The following is a 14,978-nucleotide window of genomic DNA, read 5'->3' as shown; positions in this document are numbered from 1 at the left end:
TTCTAACACTTCATTTGTGAGGGTAACGATATCGAAAACCAATCCTTTATTCAGCTTAAAATAAATTAGATTTTTGTCTAAATTAACCAATAAATTAGAACTGATAAACTTGTAACTTTTCTCGTTAGCAAGGGATACATTTTGCAGTAATTGAAAACCAGAATTGGTAATTTCTAAATCCATTTTACTCACGCCTTCACAATTATCTAACTCTGTTTTATAAAAGCGATATACCTGTGTTGAACCCGAAGAAAAATCCTCAATAACACTATCCGAACAAATCCTCCAGGTCCCTAAAATATCTTTCAACTGAGAATATTCACTCTCCACCCTTAGGTAGGTATAATAAACAGTTTCAGTTGTATTATCTAAGCCTGTAGAAATTTCAACCTCAGAACTAATGGTTAAGGAGAAATGATTGACTTCGATTAGGGAATAACTGTACTCCTTTTCTCCCTCTTTCAATAAAATCTTATGGTTCAAACTATCTTTGAGAACTTCATAAGTAAAGGTGGTTTCTTGTTCACCTTTTCTCTTAAGCATTTCGTCTTTCGAAAAATTAATAACTAACTCGTCCTCTTTGCGAACATCTTGTGGCTTACTTGTTACGTAATATGATTTAAAATCATTTTGCACCCCAACCAACTTCCATTCTCCCAATAATAAGGAGGATGGACTAAATTCTAACAAGTTCGCTTCCTGATTTTGAGACCATCCTGTAAATTGAATACCTAGAATGAAGGTTAACATGCAACATAATTGCACGACATTAGATTTTGTTGAGCCTAGTAAGTTCATAGTAAATAGTGTTTCTCCAAATATATATGCATAAAAAAAGTAGCTCTAAAATATTGGATGAATCACCATAAAAACCCAATAAACTGCATAATTGACCTTAAAAGCGTTGAGTTCTTAACATACGCCTTACCATTTTCTAATCTTGCGTTAATTCAAAAATTGTGATTTCTGGCCTTACATTAAAACGCACTTGCCAGAGATGTCCTAGGGCACGATTGATGTACAATGTTCGGCCGTCATACAGATCTATTTCTCCGGCACTATACCTCGTGTTTTTAACCGGCAACATCGGTGGTGGTAAGAAAGGAGCTTTACACTGTCCTCCATGGGTATGTCCCGCCAAAATCCAACCTTGATAATTATTCCAAAGGGGTAAGTCACATACATCAGGGTTGTGACATAAAACAACATTGGCCTTTTGTGCATTATAGATTTTCATCAGCGACGCTCCATCAAAATTAAGGGCCCAATAATCATCAAAACCAATAAAGTTTAGACCTTCGTACTCTGCTTGCTCATTTTTAAGCATGGTTATTCCAGCTTCCTCGTTGATGTTAGCTATTTCATCAGCAACTTCTTGCATGGCCCATCCATGGCCATAATCATGATTACCAAAAATACCTAGTGTAGCTATACTTCCCTTTACGGCATGTTCCATCACTTCCCTTAATTGTTGAAATTGAGTTTCATCCTCATAGGAAACAAAATCACCCGTGTACACTACAAAATCAGGCTTATAAGCTTGAGCTTCTTTGAAAGAATCAATGATGTATTGATAATCAAATCGCTCTCCAACATGTATATCGCTAATTTGCATCAATGTTTTGCCCACCAAATGATTAGGTAAGTTCTTAATCGGCATTTTCAGCCTTACATACTCCAACCAAAAAGGTTCTACTTGCCAGGCATAAAGACTACTCGCCAATCCTACACCTACAGCACTCCAAAAACTGCGTTTTAAAAACTTTCTTCTATTCATCTATTCTTTCTATTATCCAGTTTAGTAATAGTTGCTCATCAACAATAGTCCAAGAATGAGGTTTCCTATTCCCTTTCCTATCGAATCCTTTGCCAGTAGTTGTAACTAAAGCCACATCTTCATTTCCCTGGGCTCGTAATTCCAAAACAAATGCTGCAATGTCGAAAGAGTTAATATCAAAGTAAGAACAGCCCCTTTCTTTGAGCCACCAATCAATATCTGGTTCATGAAAAAGAATTAAGGAAGTATTTTTCAAGGCAACCGCATTTCCTCCTTCCTCCTTATGTTGCGCATAAACAGAAGCATTTTCGTAAGCCTTGGCATTGGAATGTATATCACCTTTGAAAAGCTCAAGAAAAAAATCTTCCATGTAATCTCCCTCCCATTTCATCCCTGACAAGAAATTATCTTTATTTCGTTCTATTGAAGTATAAAAGCGCGTAAGGTCTAAAGGGGAATCTACTGCAAAAGCTCCTTTAATCTGAATTCCATTTTTCGATTTGCCTTGGGCACAGTAAGCAGTGTAGCGCAAAGCTCTTGTTCCGCTTGCAGAAATACCTCCCATAAAAATGTTTTGCTGAGGTATTTGATGATCCTCTACAACTTCAGCAATGATATCATCCAATTCTTGCATTACGGAATCTTCTACAAATAACTCTGGAAAAGTAACGGTGGTAGAAGTGTAAAGCGTCAACACCCCATTTTCTGAACATAAATCTTGAAAATGATATGGAGAAGACTTTGAGGTATCGGGTAAACGTGTAAAGTCTCTTACTACAATTCCTTTAATCGAATCCGTTTCTGGTATTATTTTCAAATAAGCATTCCGCGTACTATCTTGTGGATTTTTGTACACATAGATTTCTTGTTGCGCAAAAACTGTGAGATGAATGAATATTAACAGTAGTAAGGAAAACTTCATGGTTGGAATTTTCTTTAAAACTAAGCAAGAGTTAAAAGGGGAACAAATGATTTTCCTTGATGAGGGAAGGTTTTAGGATTTTTTAACCGCCTTTATTGCATAAACCATAGGCAACTTATTCCCCATGTGAATGATTCTATATTTTCTATCTGAAATTTTCAGGGTATGTTTAAAGCAGTTGTAAGGAGAATAATCGTACTCATTCAACAGCTCTATTTCCAAACCTGCTTGGATTAAATTGTTCACCACATCACTTATAGGGTGATTCCACGAAATAGCTGATGCTTCTATTTCAGCTTTTACGTCAGCATAGGTACCTTCTTGCTTTTCAATTATGGCTTCCTGATTAAAATAATTATAAGCGACCTCTTTAAAATCGTAATCAAACATCCAAACTACGGGGTGGAATTCCACAAAGTATAATCGACCACCTGGTTTTAAAAAATGCTGTATGATGGTAGCCCATTTCTTCATATCTGGCAGCCAACCTATGGTTCCGTAAGAGGTAAAAACTACGTCGAACTTTTGATCGAGATGATGGGGTAGGTCATAAATATCACTGCAAATAAATTGCGCGTCCACCTCTAATTCTAGAGCTAAATCTTTAGCTACCTTAATGGCTTCGTCCGACAAATCCACACCTACCGCGCTTGCTCCTAAACGAGCTAAGGAAATGGTATCTTGACCAAAGTGACATTGCAAATGCAACACCTTCTTCCCTTTTAAATCTTCGAATAACTCTAGCTCAATATCATTTAAGGAAGATTTTCCCTTTTTAAAATTTTCATGATCGTAAAACTCTGATGTAAGGTGAGCAGCTACGCGTTGATTCCAGTTGTCTTTATTGATGGCTAGATAATTTTCTTCGGGTTTCATTTAGCATCCTTTAATAATGAGCCAAAAAGATACTTAAAAATCTGAGAATTAATTCGCCCAAACAATGTAGGCATTGAGCGAGGTTGCAGTGATTATCCACAGAAAATAAGGTACAATAAACAAGGACCAAACTCCTAGTGGTTTGAGGTAATTAAAGAGAAAGAAACTTATGACAAGCGTTAACGCACTTATAATTAGCAATCCCATAACTTCTTCTTTGAAGTAAAAAAAGACAGGGTTCCATCCAATATTTAGCAATACTTGTAAGGCAAATACCCAAAGGACTTGTTGCTTATTATCCGCGGTATCCCAAAGACGCATCATATAGAAACTAAAACAAATCATAATGGTGGTCCAAGCCACTCCAAAGAACCACCCGGGAGGTGTCCATGGTGCTTTATTTAACGCTGCATACCAATCCGAATCAACACCGGAAGATGTAAACAATCCACCTATGGCAAGTGCTCCAAAATTGATTACTAAAAAAACTACAAATGTGAGAATATTAAACTTCATATAAGGCTAACAATAAATGATAATAAATATTTAATTACAAGCGAATACCTAGTCCAACAAACACCTTATACGGCCAATCATTTTCTCGGATTTCTTTGATAGAACCATAAAAATTATACCCGTATTTCAGCATCACTTTACGACCAAGAATAACGTTCGCCTCCAGCTGCAATCTCATGTAAGGTGGTGTAAAATCTATCCCTTCATTTTCTAAAAAACTATAGCGCGCTCTTCCATAATTTACTTGCACATTTAATGGACCCAACAAATGAAAAATAGCTACAGCTTCGAGACTCGTAGAAATTGGTGTACCAGAATGCGGAAAATTATTTTCATTCTGATGTACAAAAGCACCACCGCGCACCCCAAAGTAAGATCTACATAAAAACCTGTGTACATAGGTGTATCCTATTCCTCCGGCGTCAACATAGCCATCATTTAGTTCAAAATCTAAAAAATGATTATTTCTTTGCCACCCTGAACTCAAAAGCTAAGCTTGAGACGTGGTAGAAACGACAAAAAATAAACATAAAATAAGCAGACGATTTGTTTTCATGGTTAATGACTTTAAGGATACTTAAAAATAACCAAAAGAAAATCAAAAAGTTACACTTCCACTATTTATTTCTTTCGGCCAGAAAAAGAGGATGCCCGTCTGGATCTTGAAAATGTGCCAAGCGAACATACGCATCTTGCTCCACGGAAACAGCAATCCCTTTCGATTGTAAAACCGCTACCTCATCATCAAATGAACGCACACCAAAACCAATGGAACATGTCGTACCTACCTGATGTCCTTTGTTCTTTTCGTGTAAAGCTAAAGTTAAGTCTGCAGCTTGTATTTCTGCATAATGATTTCCCCAACGGTTAAGGAGTTCTAACCCCAGAGTTTCTGTATAGAATTTCACGGAATGATCCATGTCATTGACCATAATATTTACCCTACTCGCTTCTAAACTTTTCATAGAGGCAAGATAAGAAGTAGAGAGGTTTTAGTGTTGAAAATGACAAATTTTATTGGACCACCTTATCCTTTTTTTTGCGTGAACTGATTTTAAAAGCCGCATATAAAGGACAAAAACTGATAACACTTGTTACAAGGAAAATACCAGCCAATATTAATAAAACAACTTCTAGAACACCTGTAATCACCTCCAAATAAGCAGCTCCAACAATAATTGCAGCAATAATGATTCTTACATTTCTATCTATTTTACCCAAATTCTTTTTCATAGCCAATGATTTAATGTTTATATAAAGGTAGACTATTCAAAAGGGGTAAAATTGACATTTATCAATAATTCTCTTGAGAATATCCAAACGAGACATTTTCGTTCCATCCCTTTGAGATAATCAATACTAACAAAAGTTATACTATATTTTACCTTAAAAATTGAAGCCTCACTCTGAGTTTTCGTTGTAAGAGAATGGGGAAAAAATTACCCACAAGATTAAAGACAAAAATGAAGATGCTCAAGCTTATATCCCCATGAACAAACAAGAAAACAGCCATCAAAAGAAGAACTACAAAAGGCAGGAAATGACCAATTTCAGCTTGTTTACTTCTAAAGTCTAAAGCGGCAATTCCACCCTTGCCACCGGAGAAGAACTCTTTTCTGTGTTTGGTCCTTCCCCAATAAAATAACATTAAAAGGATTTTGAAATATTTCACTCCCAACCGTTTATACAACAGCTCTATTCTGGTCGCTTTAACATTGGTATAAAAGGTATTCGTAAACAACTTGGAAATCGGATAAGCAAACGATAGAAATGCAAAGACTCCTGAAACAAAAAGGTTCAATAAGAAAGCGCAAATAACCAAGGCTAACCAAGACATTTCATCCCTACTCCATAAAAACCAAAACAAATCATAGCTTTGGATGCAAAGAAAAATGGACAATGCTGAAAAGAATATTTTTTTAATCAAACTTAACCCTCATTGTTTATTAATAGGCCCTGTCTTTCTTCAACATCCCCCAGAAAAAGAGCAATGCACTTGCCGCCCAAGCTGCAAATAACACACCCGCATCAATTTTCCAAACACCATCCAAAGAAGGATAAATCATGTAGGTAGCATGCGCTGATATATACAATGAAACGACAAACTCGAGAAGCCCTCTCCCTTTGTTCACCACTCCTTTTATCAGTACGGGTATGGGAAACAAAAGCGCGCCGAGTAAAAAGATTTCCTTGGTACCTTGCCAATGCATCAGTTTAAAAATATATCCCAAAACAACTGCTCCACCCAATACTCCAATTAAGATTTGCAACCATTTTTTTTCTGCTAATCGAAACTCAAAAAATAGAATTACAAAAATTAAAAACAGTTGTATGCCTTTAATGTTGAGTGCCGAATACCAAAGGTAATTCCCGGTTAATAATCCAGATGCTGCCGGTATAGCTATTAGACTTAAAAGTACAAAGAGTACCAAGTGATATGTTTTTTTTGTTGTCATAGTATCAGTGTTTAATCCCTACCATCCTTCCAATATACAAAAGTCTACCCACAAAAAAAGGCCTCCGTTGCGGGAGACCTCTTTTAAATATAGTATCACATCTTAAATGTGCATCGCTCTATCTTCTGTAGCAGCCATTGCCGCTTCTTTTACAGCTTCACTGTATGTTGGGTGAGGGTGAGAAATTCTCGCGATATCCTCAGCAGAAGCTCTGTACTCCATAGCCGTTACACCTTCCATAATTAAATCAGCCGCTCGTGCACCAATAATGTGCATTCCTAAAATCTCGTCTGTTTCTTTATCAGCCAAAATTTTCACCAATCCTTGGATATCCATACTCGCTCTTGCTCTACCCAATGCTTTGATTGGGAAAGAACCTGTTTTGTATGCTACACCCGCTTCTTTCAATTGCTCTTCTGTTTTACCAACAGCAGCAACTTCTGGCCATGTGTACACAACTCCAGGAATCAAGTCGTAGTTAATGTGAGGAATTTGACCAGCCAAGTGCTCAGCAACGAATGTTCCTTCTTCTTCCGCCTTGTGTGCCAACATTGCTCCTTTTACAACATCTCCAATCGCGTAAATACCATCAACGTTTGTTTTCAAGTGATTGTCTGTTTCTATCTGACCTCTGTCATTTACAGCAATACCAACGTTTTCTAATCCTAATCCTTCCGTGTAAGGCTTTCTACCTACAGATACTAAACAGTAATCTGCTTCTAAAACAACCTCTTCACCTTTTTTATTTAAAGCAGTAACTTTCACACGGTCACCTGTATTTTCAACAGATTGTACACGGTGCTCCATGTTGAATTTCATTTTCAATTTCTTCAACACTTTTGTTAACTCTTTCCCCATCGTTCCGTCCATAGTAGGAATGATAGATTTCGCAAATTCTACCACCTGCACTTTAGAACCTAAACGTGCGTAAACAGATCCTAATTCCAATCCGATTACACCTCCACCGATAACGATGATGTCTTTAGGAATTTCTTTCAATGCCAAAGCTTCTGTAGACGTAATAATACGCTTCTTGTCTGGCTCCATTCCTGGGAAATAGTTAGGCTTAGATCCAGTAGCGATAATTGTATTCTTTGTTTCCAAAGTAGTTTCCTTACCGTCTTTATCTGTAACCTTAATCGTGTTTTTATCTACAAAAGATCCAACTCCGTGGTGTACATCAATGTTGTTTTTGTCCATCAAGAACTTTACTCCATTACATGTTTGTTCAACCACTTTGTCTTTACGCGCTATCATCTGATTGATGTCAGCAACCACGTTATCTACCTTAATTCCGTGTTCTTCGAAAGTATGTGTAGCATTGTGGTAATGCTCAGAAGAATCTAATAATGCCTTTGAAGGAATACAACCTACGTTCAAACAAGTACCACCTAATGTATCGTACTTCTCTATGATAGCTGTTTTCATACCCAATTGCGCACATCTAATTGCTGCAACATATCCTCCAGGACCTGATCCTATTATTGTAACGTCGTATTTACTCATGTCAATTTAATTGATTACTGCAAATTTAGAATTTCGTGGCAAGTTTCCCCCCATTTTTAAAGATAAATACTACACAATTTTCTATTTCTATGGCTTTGTCTTTTTTAAGGCATCCTTAACGGGTTTTCCGTTGTAGTACCCAAAGGCCATGGCAAGCAATAGTAATGCGGCAAGCACACTTCCGTTGGTCGTATACTTTTCGCAACTTTTACTAGCCCTCCCCTATGGGTAGCTGCCACTGCACCCCCTGGCTGAACTTTAATGCACAATTGGAAAATCCATGATCAAAGCACTCTTCTCTACATTTCAACGCATAAAAAAACCGCTCCTTTCGGAAACGGCTTTTCTTTGTGCAATGTAAACTTATGCGTAAACCGAAGCTTTCTTAAACTTCTCTACTAACAAATAGTAGAAGATAGCTCTGTATTTATTCTTGTTAGATCTACCAAACTTTTCAATCACTTCGTCAATGGCCTTATCCAATTCAGGAGTATCTGCCAATCCTAACTTTTTAATCAAGAAATTTTGACGAACGGTATTAATTTCGGTTTCACTACTCGCAGAAACTGTTTCAGAATCTCTGGTGAAAATTGCAGGTCCGCAGCCGATAACTACTTTTTCAAATAATGCTGCGTCGAAAGAAATGTTTAGTGTGTTCATTTCTTGGTGATACTTGTTGATCAAGTCACTTCTTTTACTCATAATTTTAGTTGTAATTTATTATTAATAGGTCTTATGAAAATAATAAAAATTCAATGCCTACAACTTGCTATCATCTAATTTAATTTCATTCTAAACACCCGTAAATGAAGGGCCTACAACTAATCACTATGTTTAATCTCTATTTAAAAATTGATAATCAAAGCATAAGCGAAAAATCAACTAATCACACCGTTAACATCCGCTACATTTAGCGTATTCAATTTTTCTTTTCACGAATTTTATCATTACAAACACTTCTTGTTGAATGCTGCTATCTTTGTAACAAAGGCAATCACATGGCAAAAGAGAAAACAGCAAGATTACACCCCAATAATAAAAACAACGAAAGGTATGATTTGGAAGCTTTAATAAAGGTTTTACCAGAACTTAACGCACACATCAAACCAAATAAGTTAGGGCAAAAATCTATTGATTTCTCCAATCCGAAAGCTGTAAAACTTTTAAATCAAGCTTTACTTAAACATTATTACGGTATACAATATTGGGATTTCCCGGATAGAAACTTGTGTCCACCTATTCCTGGTAGAGCAGATTACATCCATTATTTAGCCGATCTGTTAAAAGAAAGTAATTACGGTAAACTTCCTGATGGAGATAAAGTTGTAGTGTTAGACATAGGGGTTGGTGCCAATTGCATCTATCCTTTACTAGGTGTTAGCGAATACAATTGGAATTTCATAGGAGCTGACATCTCGGAGCACTCTTTATTTAGTGCCCAGAACATCATGGATAACAACCCGGAAATTGCTCCTAAAGTAAACCTGGTTCTGCAACATAATCCGAAAGACATATTTTACGGTATTATCGACAAAAACGAACATGTAGATATAACCATGTGTAACCCACCTTTTCACGCCTCTGCAGAAGACGCCAAAAAAGGAAGTGAACGTAAAGTAAAAAACCTCGGAGGTAAAGCACAAAAAGATCCTTTGTTGAATTTTGCCGGAATAAGCAATGAATTGATAACCGAAGGAGGGGAAAACAAGTTCTTACATAAAATGATTAAGGAAAGTAAGAAGTTTGGAAAGACCTGTTTTTGGTTCACTTCTTTAGTTTCTAAACAATCCAACCTAAAGGGAATGTACAAAGCACTGGAACGCTTCCATGCTACAGACATCAAAACCATAGAAATGGGCACGGGAAATAAATCTACTCGCATCGTTGCTTGGACCTTTCTTAATAAAGAAGAACAACAAAATTGGAGAGTTAAGCGTTGGAAATAAACTAAAACCGCTTTCTTTATACTAAAAATTTAATCATGAAAACATTTACCACTATCCTTTTCCTTTCCGCAATTCTAATTTCCTGCAATACTGATAGTTTTCAAAAAGCCGCCAAGAATCAATTCAAAGGGAAATGGAGACTCGCAAAAAGAGGGATTTTAGATAGTTTGGAGATAGAAATCACAGAAGACTCCTTAAAAAACTATACGGGAAGGGTTATTAAAGTAAATAACAATAAATACGTAAAACTCTTTATGGATGACGGAGACTTATTTATTAAGAAAATAAAGCGTTACTCTAATAAAGACTTCAAACTAACAGAAAAGAAAATAGCAGGTCCCCTATTTTCTATTTACGGTGAAAGCACCAATAAAGAACTAGATGTTCATTTTCACCATAAAGACACCATTTATGTGGGAGAAAAGGGAAATGGAGGAATTTATGTTAGAATTATAGAATAATTGAAACTAACAAAAAGAAACACACTAGAAAAGGTTGTAGTTACCTTAACTTTTGTGGTATTTGGGGTCTTTTTAGTTTTCTCAACTTTAAACACTCCTTTTTTCTATCCTATAATATTTACGATATTCATCATTGTTCTATTGCTCATCAAATATTCAATTCTTAGTTACTCCAAGATTTATATAGACAACAATCTCATCGTTTTATCAAACCTCCTAAACCATAAGAAAATTCTCACATTTTCTTATAAGAACATTATATTCTATGTTCCTGAAGAAACGTATAGAACACCACATAACACCGTTTCAATAAAAGAAAAATACAAAAATTTGATTCGCATTCGTTTAAATTCTACTCAATGGGAATTTGAAAGATTTCTGCATTATTCAAAACAACATAATGCTCAATGGAAGTTTCGCGAAGATGAAAAAAAATCTCATGATCAAAGGTACAAGATGTATCTATCCAGATTAGAGTTAAAACAAAAAAACAAGCCTCATTAAAGACTTGTTTTTCATGATGAGTTATAGTTTACTCCTTAAGTTATTACCAACATTAAAAAGCCAAAAAAAATAAACAGCAATCCCGCGAAATGCTGAAACACAGCCTTGCCTTTTGTTTGCTTATTATAGAAGTGGTGTAACTTAGCTCCCAATAAAGCCAAGAGCGTAAACCACAATATCCCTGTTAACGTGTATAATATTCCTAAATTGATGTAAGAAAAAGGACTTGTTATACTTTCCCTCTCAATGAACTGAGGAAAGAAAGCTACAATAAATAAAGCCGCTTTCGGATTTAAAAAATTGGTTAACATACCACCCCAAAAAGCATTGCTTACTTTCTCATTTCTAACATCTCCCTCAGCTTTTGTTGATTTCAAAATGAGTTTACCTCCCAAAATACTTAGGTAAACTGCACCCGCTATTTTAATTACTTGCAGCACAAAATCAAACTGAGCAATAGCAAAACTAAAGACCAACCCCAAAACAATAATTTGTATAAACATGGCCACATTCACCCCTAACCCCGATTGAAGTCCGGCAGATTTTCCACGCAACAAAGTATTATTTAATACATAAAACGTATCAATACCTGGAGTCATTATAAATAAAACAGCAACACTTAAAAATGCTAAAACACTCTCTATTCCCATGATATATTTCATTAAAGGATTAATAAATAGAATTGACTTTCAATTCACGGTACAAAAAAAAAGACTATTATTCTTCTAAAAAATGTCGATATTGGCACTACTAATGCAATTTTCACATTAATGGATATTCAACAGATAAGATACTTCCTCATTTTAGCCAAAGAATTACACTTTTGGCGTACCTCAGAAAAGGTCTACATCACTCAATCATCCTTAAGTAGAAGAATAAAAGCCTTGGAACACGAACTGGGCGTTGAACTTTTTGAGCGCAACAAACGCAATGTAAAACTCACAGAAGCAGGAAGGTTTTTAAAAGACAAATGGGAAGTCTTGATAGATGAAATTGATAGAACGCATCTCCACGCAAAGAAAATTGATGAAGGCGCAACAGGTTATATTAACATCTGTTATCCGGGTTCCATCTCGTTTAGCTTTTTACCTGCAGTATTAGGAAGGATTTCCAACAGTTTACCGCAATTAAAGATGGATTTAATGGAACCTACGGATCAAAACCATGGAAACTTACTACTCAACTATACCATAGACCTGGCGTTTAGTAGAGAAGCTGTGCGTAATCCTGCCGTACAATACAAACAGTTATACAAAGAAAATATTTGCATTGTAGTTCCTGAAAAACATTGGTTAACCGCTGAGAATTTCACCCATCTCGCTCAATTGAAGGATGAAAACTTCATTATGTCAGGACTACATTACACCACTTTTTACTCCAGTCTTTTAAGACAACTCTTTAATGATGCTGAGTTTGACCCTCATGTAAGTATAGAATCTGACTTTGGTTCTATGATCTTAGGTTTAGTTTCCAAAAACCTGGGTGTATCTATCCTCCCAAAATCTTTTCAAATGTCTAATATGCCTGGTATTCGCTTTATTGACATGAAACAAGAAATCGATTTATTTGTGAATTATAGGAAGGATGATAAAAGTCCTATTCTTAAAAACATACTCTACATTGTAGATTTTCTAAGTGAAGGATTTACGGTAGGTCAATAACAAAAAAAAGGTCCCCAAAACTGGAGACCTTTGCTTTATCTTAAATCTTGTTTTTACAACAAGTCTTCATCTACCATATTTGGTAAAGTAACCTTCAATAAAGGTTCTTTTTCCATAGCACGTTGAATCGCGAAAATTGCACCTTCGTTTCTTGCCCAGTTTCTACGAGCAATACCGTTGTTAACATCCCAGTGTAACATCATTTTCAAACGTCTATCTGCTTCAGATGAACCGTCGAGAAGCATACCAAAACCACCGTTGATAACTTCTCCCCATCCTACACCACCACCGTTGTGTATAGAAATCCATGTTGCACCTCTAAATCCATCACCGATAACATTCTGAATCGCCATATCAGCAGTAAAGCGAGATCCATCGTTAATATTAGATGTTTCTCTGTATGGAGAATCTGTTCCAGATACATCGTGGTGGTCACGACCTAATACAACTGGTCCTATCTCACCTGCAGCGATTGCATTGTTAAAGGCTTCTGCTATTTTCATTCTTCCTTCAGCATCTGCATATAAAATACGTGCTTGAGAACCTACAACCAACTTGTTCTCTTGCGCTCCTTTGATCCACTGAATATTATCTGCCATTTGCTGTTGAATCTCTGCTGGACTTTCCTTTCTCAATTCTTCCAGCACTTGACAAGCGATCTCATCCGTTTTCTGTAAATCTTCTGGCTTACCTGATGCACACACCCATCTAAATGGACCAAATCCGAAATCAAAACACATAGGCCCCATGATATCTTGTACATAAGAAGGGTATCTAAAATCAATACCATTCTCTGCCATAATATCAGCTCCAGCTCTAGATGCTTCTAACAAGAATGCATTTCCATAATCAAAGAAGTAAGTTCCTTTTGCCGTGTGTTTGTTCACAGCATTGGCATGTCTTACTAAGGTAGCTTGCACTTCTTTTTTAAACTGCTCAGGATCATTTGCCATCATGTCGTTCGACTCTTCTAACGTCAATCCAACCGGATAATAACCACCTGCCCATGGATTGTGTAAAGATGTTTGATCCGAACCTAAGTCAACATAAACACCAGCTTCATCAAACTTCTCCCAAACATCTACAATATTTCCTTGGTAAGCAATAGAAACAACTTCCTTATCTGCTTTAGCTTTATTTACACGCGTTACCAATTCATCCAAATCAGTAATTACCTCGTCTACCCATCCTTGTGAGTGACGTGTGTGCGTTGCTTTTTCATTGATTTCAGCACAAACTGTAATACAACCAGCAATGTTACCCGCTTTAGGCTGTGCTCCAGACATACCACATAAACCAGCTGTTAGGAAAAGTTTTCCTGCCAAACCTTCACCATCTTTGGCTACTTTACGACCTGCATTTAATACAGTAATTGTAGTTCCGTGAACAATACCTTGTGGTCCAATGTACATGTAAGAACCAGCCGTCATTTGTCCATACTGCGTAACACCTAAAGCATTAAATTTCTCCCAGTCATCTGGTTGAGAATAATTAGGAATCATCATACCATTGGTAACCACTACTCTTGGCGCATCTTTATGCGAAGGAAATAATCCCATAGGGTGACCTGAATACATTGCCAAGGTTTGCTCATCTGTCATTTCAGACAAGTACTTCATCGTTAAACGATACTGAATCCAGTTTTGGAAAACCGCACCATTTCCACCATAAGTAATTAACTCATGTGGGTGTTGCGCAACAGCGTAATCCAAGTTGTTTTGTATCATTAACATGATAGCTTTCGCTTGTAATGATTTTCCTGGGTACTCGTCAATTGGACGTGCGTACATCTTGTAATCTGGTCTGTATCTCAACATATAGATACGACCATATTTCTCTAGCTCTTCCTTAAAATCTTCAATCAATTCAGCGTGCTGATCTTTCGGGAAGTAACGCAATGCATTTTTAAGCGCAAGTTTCTCTTCTTCTTTGCTTAAAATCTTTTTACGGATAGGTGCATGATTAATGTCCTTTTCGTATTCTTTTTTAGGAGGAACCACACTAGGTATTCCTTCCTGGATATCTTTTTGAAATTCTTCTAACGTCATGTTTTTAGTCTTTCTTTAATTTCTATGCCTCCCTTTATTTTTAGGAGTTGTACAAAAATAATAAGTTAATGCTTAGATCTGTTAAAAACACAAAAAATCCCGACTTGTTCAGCCGGGATTTTTCATTATAAAATAAATCAAACATTAACGCATAACTTGCACGTATCCTGTTTTCGTAAACTTAGAATCATCTTGTTTATTTCTTGCTTTGAATGTCCAAGTATAAACACCTGTTGGAACTTGTTTACCATTGTAAGTACCATCCCATTGCGTATCTAAATCGAAGCTTTTCCAAATTACTTCTC

18 protein-coding genes are annotated in these 14,978 nt (G+C 36.4%); 3 read left to right on the top strand and 15 right to left on the bottom strand.

Translation table 11 applies throughout. From position 1 onward, the window contains the following. From AC22ZQ_RS06360 to AC22ZQ_RS06305, 12 genes are all read right to left on the bottom strand, one after another. Window positions 1-750: hypothetical protein (locus AC22ZQ_RS06360; RefSeq protein WP_318957945.1), on the bottom strand; the 750-nt coding region annotated here is incomplete at its 3' end. Window positions 751-934: 184 nt separating this feature from the next. Further along, entirely contained in the window at window positions 935-1,777 is an 843-nt protein-coding gene (locus AC22ZQ_RS06355; protein ID WP_318957944.1) for a metallophosphoesterase, read from the bottom strand. Then, window positions 1,770-2,699, bottom strand: coding sequence for an alpha/beta fold hydrolase family protein (locus AC22ZQ_RS06350; RefSeq protein ID WP_318957943.1), 930 nt, complete (start codon window positions 2,697-2,699; stop codon window positions 1,770-1,772). Before AC22ZQ_RS06350 ends, AC22ZQ_RS06355 begins: the two co-directional genes overlap by 8 nt. Window positions 2,700-2,771: 72 nt before the next feature. Beyond that, window positions 2,772-3,575 carry a class I SAM-dependent methyltransferase gene (locus AC22ZQ_RS06345; RefSeq protein WP_318957942.1) on the bottom strand — a complete coding sequence of 268 codons (804 nt, stop codon included), beginning with the start codon at window positions 3,573-3,575 and terminating at the stop codon, window positions 2,772-2,774. Between the two features lie 48 nt (window positions 3,576-3,623). Next, complete coding sequence (locus tag AC22ZQ_RS06340) at window positions 3,624-4,091, bottom strand: TspO/MBR family protein (protein WP_318957941.1); 468 nt, start codon at window positions 4,089-4,091, stop codon at window positions 3,624-3,626. Between the two features lie 34 nt (window positions 4,092-4,125). Beyond that, window positions 4,126-4,578, bottom strand: coding sequence for a hypothetical protein (locus tag AC22ZQ_RS06335; RefSeq protein WP_318957940.1), 453 nt, complete (start codon window positions 4,576-4,578; stop codon window positions 4,126-4,128). 130 nt (window positions 4,579-4,708) lie between these two features. Then, window positions 4,709-5,056, bottom strand: coding sequence for a VOC family protein (locus AC22ZQ_RS06330; protein ID WP_318957939.1), 348 nt, complete (start codon window positions 5,054-5,056; stop codon window positions 4,709-4,711). 49 nt (window positions 5,057-5,105) lie between these two features. Then, on the bottom strand, window positions 5,106-5,324 hold the full coding sequence (locus AC22ZQ_RS06325; RefSeq protein WP_318957938.1) for a YgaP family membrane protein: 219 nt from the start codon (window positions 5,322-5,324) through the stop codon (window positions 5,106-5,108). Window positions 5,325-5,472: 148 nt separating this feature from the next. Beyond that, window positions 5,473-6,018: a glycosyl-4,4'-diaponeurosporenoate acyltransferase CrtO family protein gene (locus AC22ZQ_RS06320; protein ID WP_318957937.1), complete on the bottom strand. Its 546-nt coding sequence runs from the start codon at window positions 6,016-6,018 to the stop codon at window positions 5,473-5,475. Window positions 6,019-6,037: 19 nt separating this feature from the next. Beyond that, window positions 6,038-6,547, bottom strand: a complete 510-nt coding sequence (locus AC22ZQ_RS06315) for a hypothetical protein (RefSeq protein WP_318957936.1) — start codon at window positions 6,545-6,547, stop codon at window positions 6,038-6,040. 102 nt (window positions 6,548-6,649) lie between these two features. Continuing rightward, a complete protein-coding gene (gene lpdA / locus AC22ZQ_RS06310; protein WP_318957935.1) occupies window positions 6,650-8,053 on the bottom strand; it encodes a dihydrolipoyl dehydrogenase in 1,404 nt (467 codons plus the stop codon). A gap of 363 nt (window positions 8,054-8,416) precedes the next feature. Then, window positions 8,417-8,755 (bottom strand): DUF2853 family protein, encoded by a 339-nt coding sequence (locus AC22ZQ_RS06305; RefSeq protein ID WP_318957934.1) that lies wholly within the window; start codon window positions 8,753-8,755, stop codon window positions 8,417-8,419. Window positions 8,756-9,051: 296 nt separating this feature from the next. Between AC22ZQ_RS06305 and rlmF the strand changes: the two genes are divergently transcribed. Further along, window positions 9,052-9,999 carry a 23S rRNA (adenine(1618)-N(6))-methyltransferase RlmF gene (gene rlmF, locus AC22ZQ_RS06300; RefSeq protein ID WP_318957933.1) on the top strand — a complete coding sequence of 316 codons (948 nt, stop codon included), beginning with the start codon at window positions 9,052-9,054 and terminating at the stop codon, window positions 9,997-9,999. Window positions 10,000-10,034: 35 nt separating this feature from the next. After that, window positions 10,035-10,460, top strand: coding sequence for a hypothetical protein (locus AC22ZQ_RS06295; protein ID WP_318957932.1), 426 nt, complete (start codon window positions 10,035-10,037; stop codon window positions 10,458-10,460). A 539-nt stretch (window positions 10,461-10,999) separates the two neighbouring features. Here AC22ZQ_RS06295 and AC22ZQ_RS06290 read toward each other — a convergent pair. Further along, window positions 11,000-11,626: a LysE family translocator gene (locus AC22ZQ_RS06290; RefSeq protein WP_318957931.1), complete on the bottom strand. Its 627-nt coding sequence runs from the start codon at window positions 11,624-11,626 to the stop codon at window positions 11,000-11,002. A gap of 108 nt (window positions 11,627-11,734) precedes the next feature. Here AC22ZQ_RS06290 and AC22ZQ_RS06285 point away from each other — a divergent pair, with 108 nt between their 5' ends. Then, window positions 11,735-12,625, top strand: coding sequence for a LysR substrate-binding domain-containing protein (locus AC22ZQ_RS06285; protein ID WP_318957930.1), 891 nt, complete (start codon window positions 11,735-11,737; stop codon window positions 12,623-12,625). A 53-nt stretch (window positions 12,626-12,678) separates the two neighbouring features. Here the strand turns inward: AC22ZQ_RS06285 and hutU are convergent, their stop codons facing one another. Further along, window positions 12,679-14,673: a urocanate hydratase gene (hutU, locus tag AC22ZQ_RS06280; RefSeq protein WP_318957929.1), complete on the bottom strand. Its 1,995-nt coding sequence runs from the start codon at window positions 14,671-14,673 to the stop codon at window positions 12,679-12,681. 144 nt (window positions 14,674-14,817) lie between these two features. Further along, entirely contained in the window at window positions 14,818-14,970 is a 153-nt protein-coding gene (locus tag AC22ZQ_RS06275; protein WP_413468674.1) for a T9SS type B sorting domain-containing protein, read from the bottom strand. Between the last annotated feature and the right edge of the window lie 8 nt (window positions 14,971-14,978).

This window comes from Lishizhenia sp., from assembly GCF_057456495.1.
Note: the sequence above shows the minus strand (reverse complement) of the source record. Positions and strands in the feature narration are given on the sequence as shown.

Coding starts and splice junctions, on each gene's coding strand:
- AC22ZQ_RS06285 (WP_318957930.1), top strand. CDS start 11,735: ATGGATATTCAACAGATAAGATACTTCCTCATTTTAGCCAAAGAATTA.
- AC22ZQ_RS06325 (WP_318957938.1), bottom strand. CDS start 5,324: ATGAAAAAGAATTTGGGTAAAATAGATAGAAATGTAAGAATCATTATT.
- AC22ZQ_RS06355 (WP_318957944.1), bottom strand. CDS start 1,777: ATGAATAGAAGAAAGTTTTTAAAACGCAGTTTTTGGAGTGCTGTAGGT.
- AC22ZQ_RS06340 (WP_318957941.1), bottom strand. CDS start 4,091: ATGAAGTTTAATATTCTCACATTTGTAGTTTTTTTAGTAATCAATTTT.
- AC22ZQ_RS06295 (WP_318957932.1), top strand. CDS start 10,035: ATGAAAACATTTACCACTATCCTTTTCCTTTCCGCAATTCTAATTTCC.
- AC22ZQ_RS06345 (WP_318957942.1), bottom strand. CDS start 3,575: ATGAAACCCGAAGAAAATTATCTAGCCATCAATAAAGACAACTGGAAT.
- AC22ZQ_RS06315 (WP_318957936.1), bottom strand. CDS start 6,547: ATGACAACAAAAAAAACATATCACTTGGTACTCTTTGTACTTTTAAGT.
- rlmF (WP_318957933.1), top strand. CDS start 9,052: ATGGCAAAAGAGAAAACAGCAAGATTACACCCCAATAATAAAAACAAC.
- lpdA (WP_318957935.1), bottom strand. CDS start 8,053: ATGAGTAAATACGACGTTACAATAATAGGATCAGGTCCTGGAGGATAT.
- AC22ZQ_RS06350 (WP_318957943.1), bottom strand. CDS start 2,699: ATGAAGTTTTCCTTACTACTGTTAATATTCATTCATCTCACAGTTTTT.
- AC22ZQ_RS06305 (WP_318957934.1), bottom strand. CDS start 8,755: ATGAGTAAAAGAAGTGACTTGATCAACAAGTATCACCAAGAAATGAAC.
- hutU (WP_318957929.1), bottom strand. CDS start 14,673: ATGACGTTAGAAGAATTTCAAAAAGATATCCAGGAAGGAATACCTAGT.
- AC22ZQ_RS06290 (WP_318957931.1), bottom strand. CDS start 11,626: ATGAAATATATCATGGGAATAGAGAGTGTTTTAGCATTTTTAAGTGTT.
- AC22ZQ_RS06330 (WP_318957939.1), bottom strand. CDS start 5,056: ATGAAAAGTTTAGAAGCGAGTAGGGTAAATATTATGGTCAATGACATG.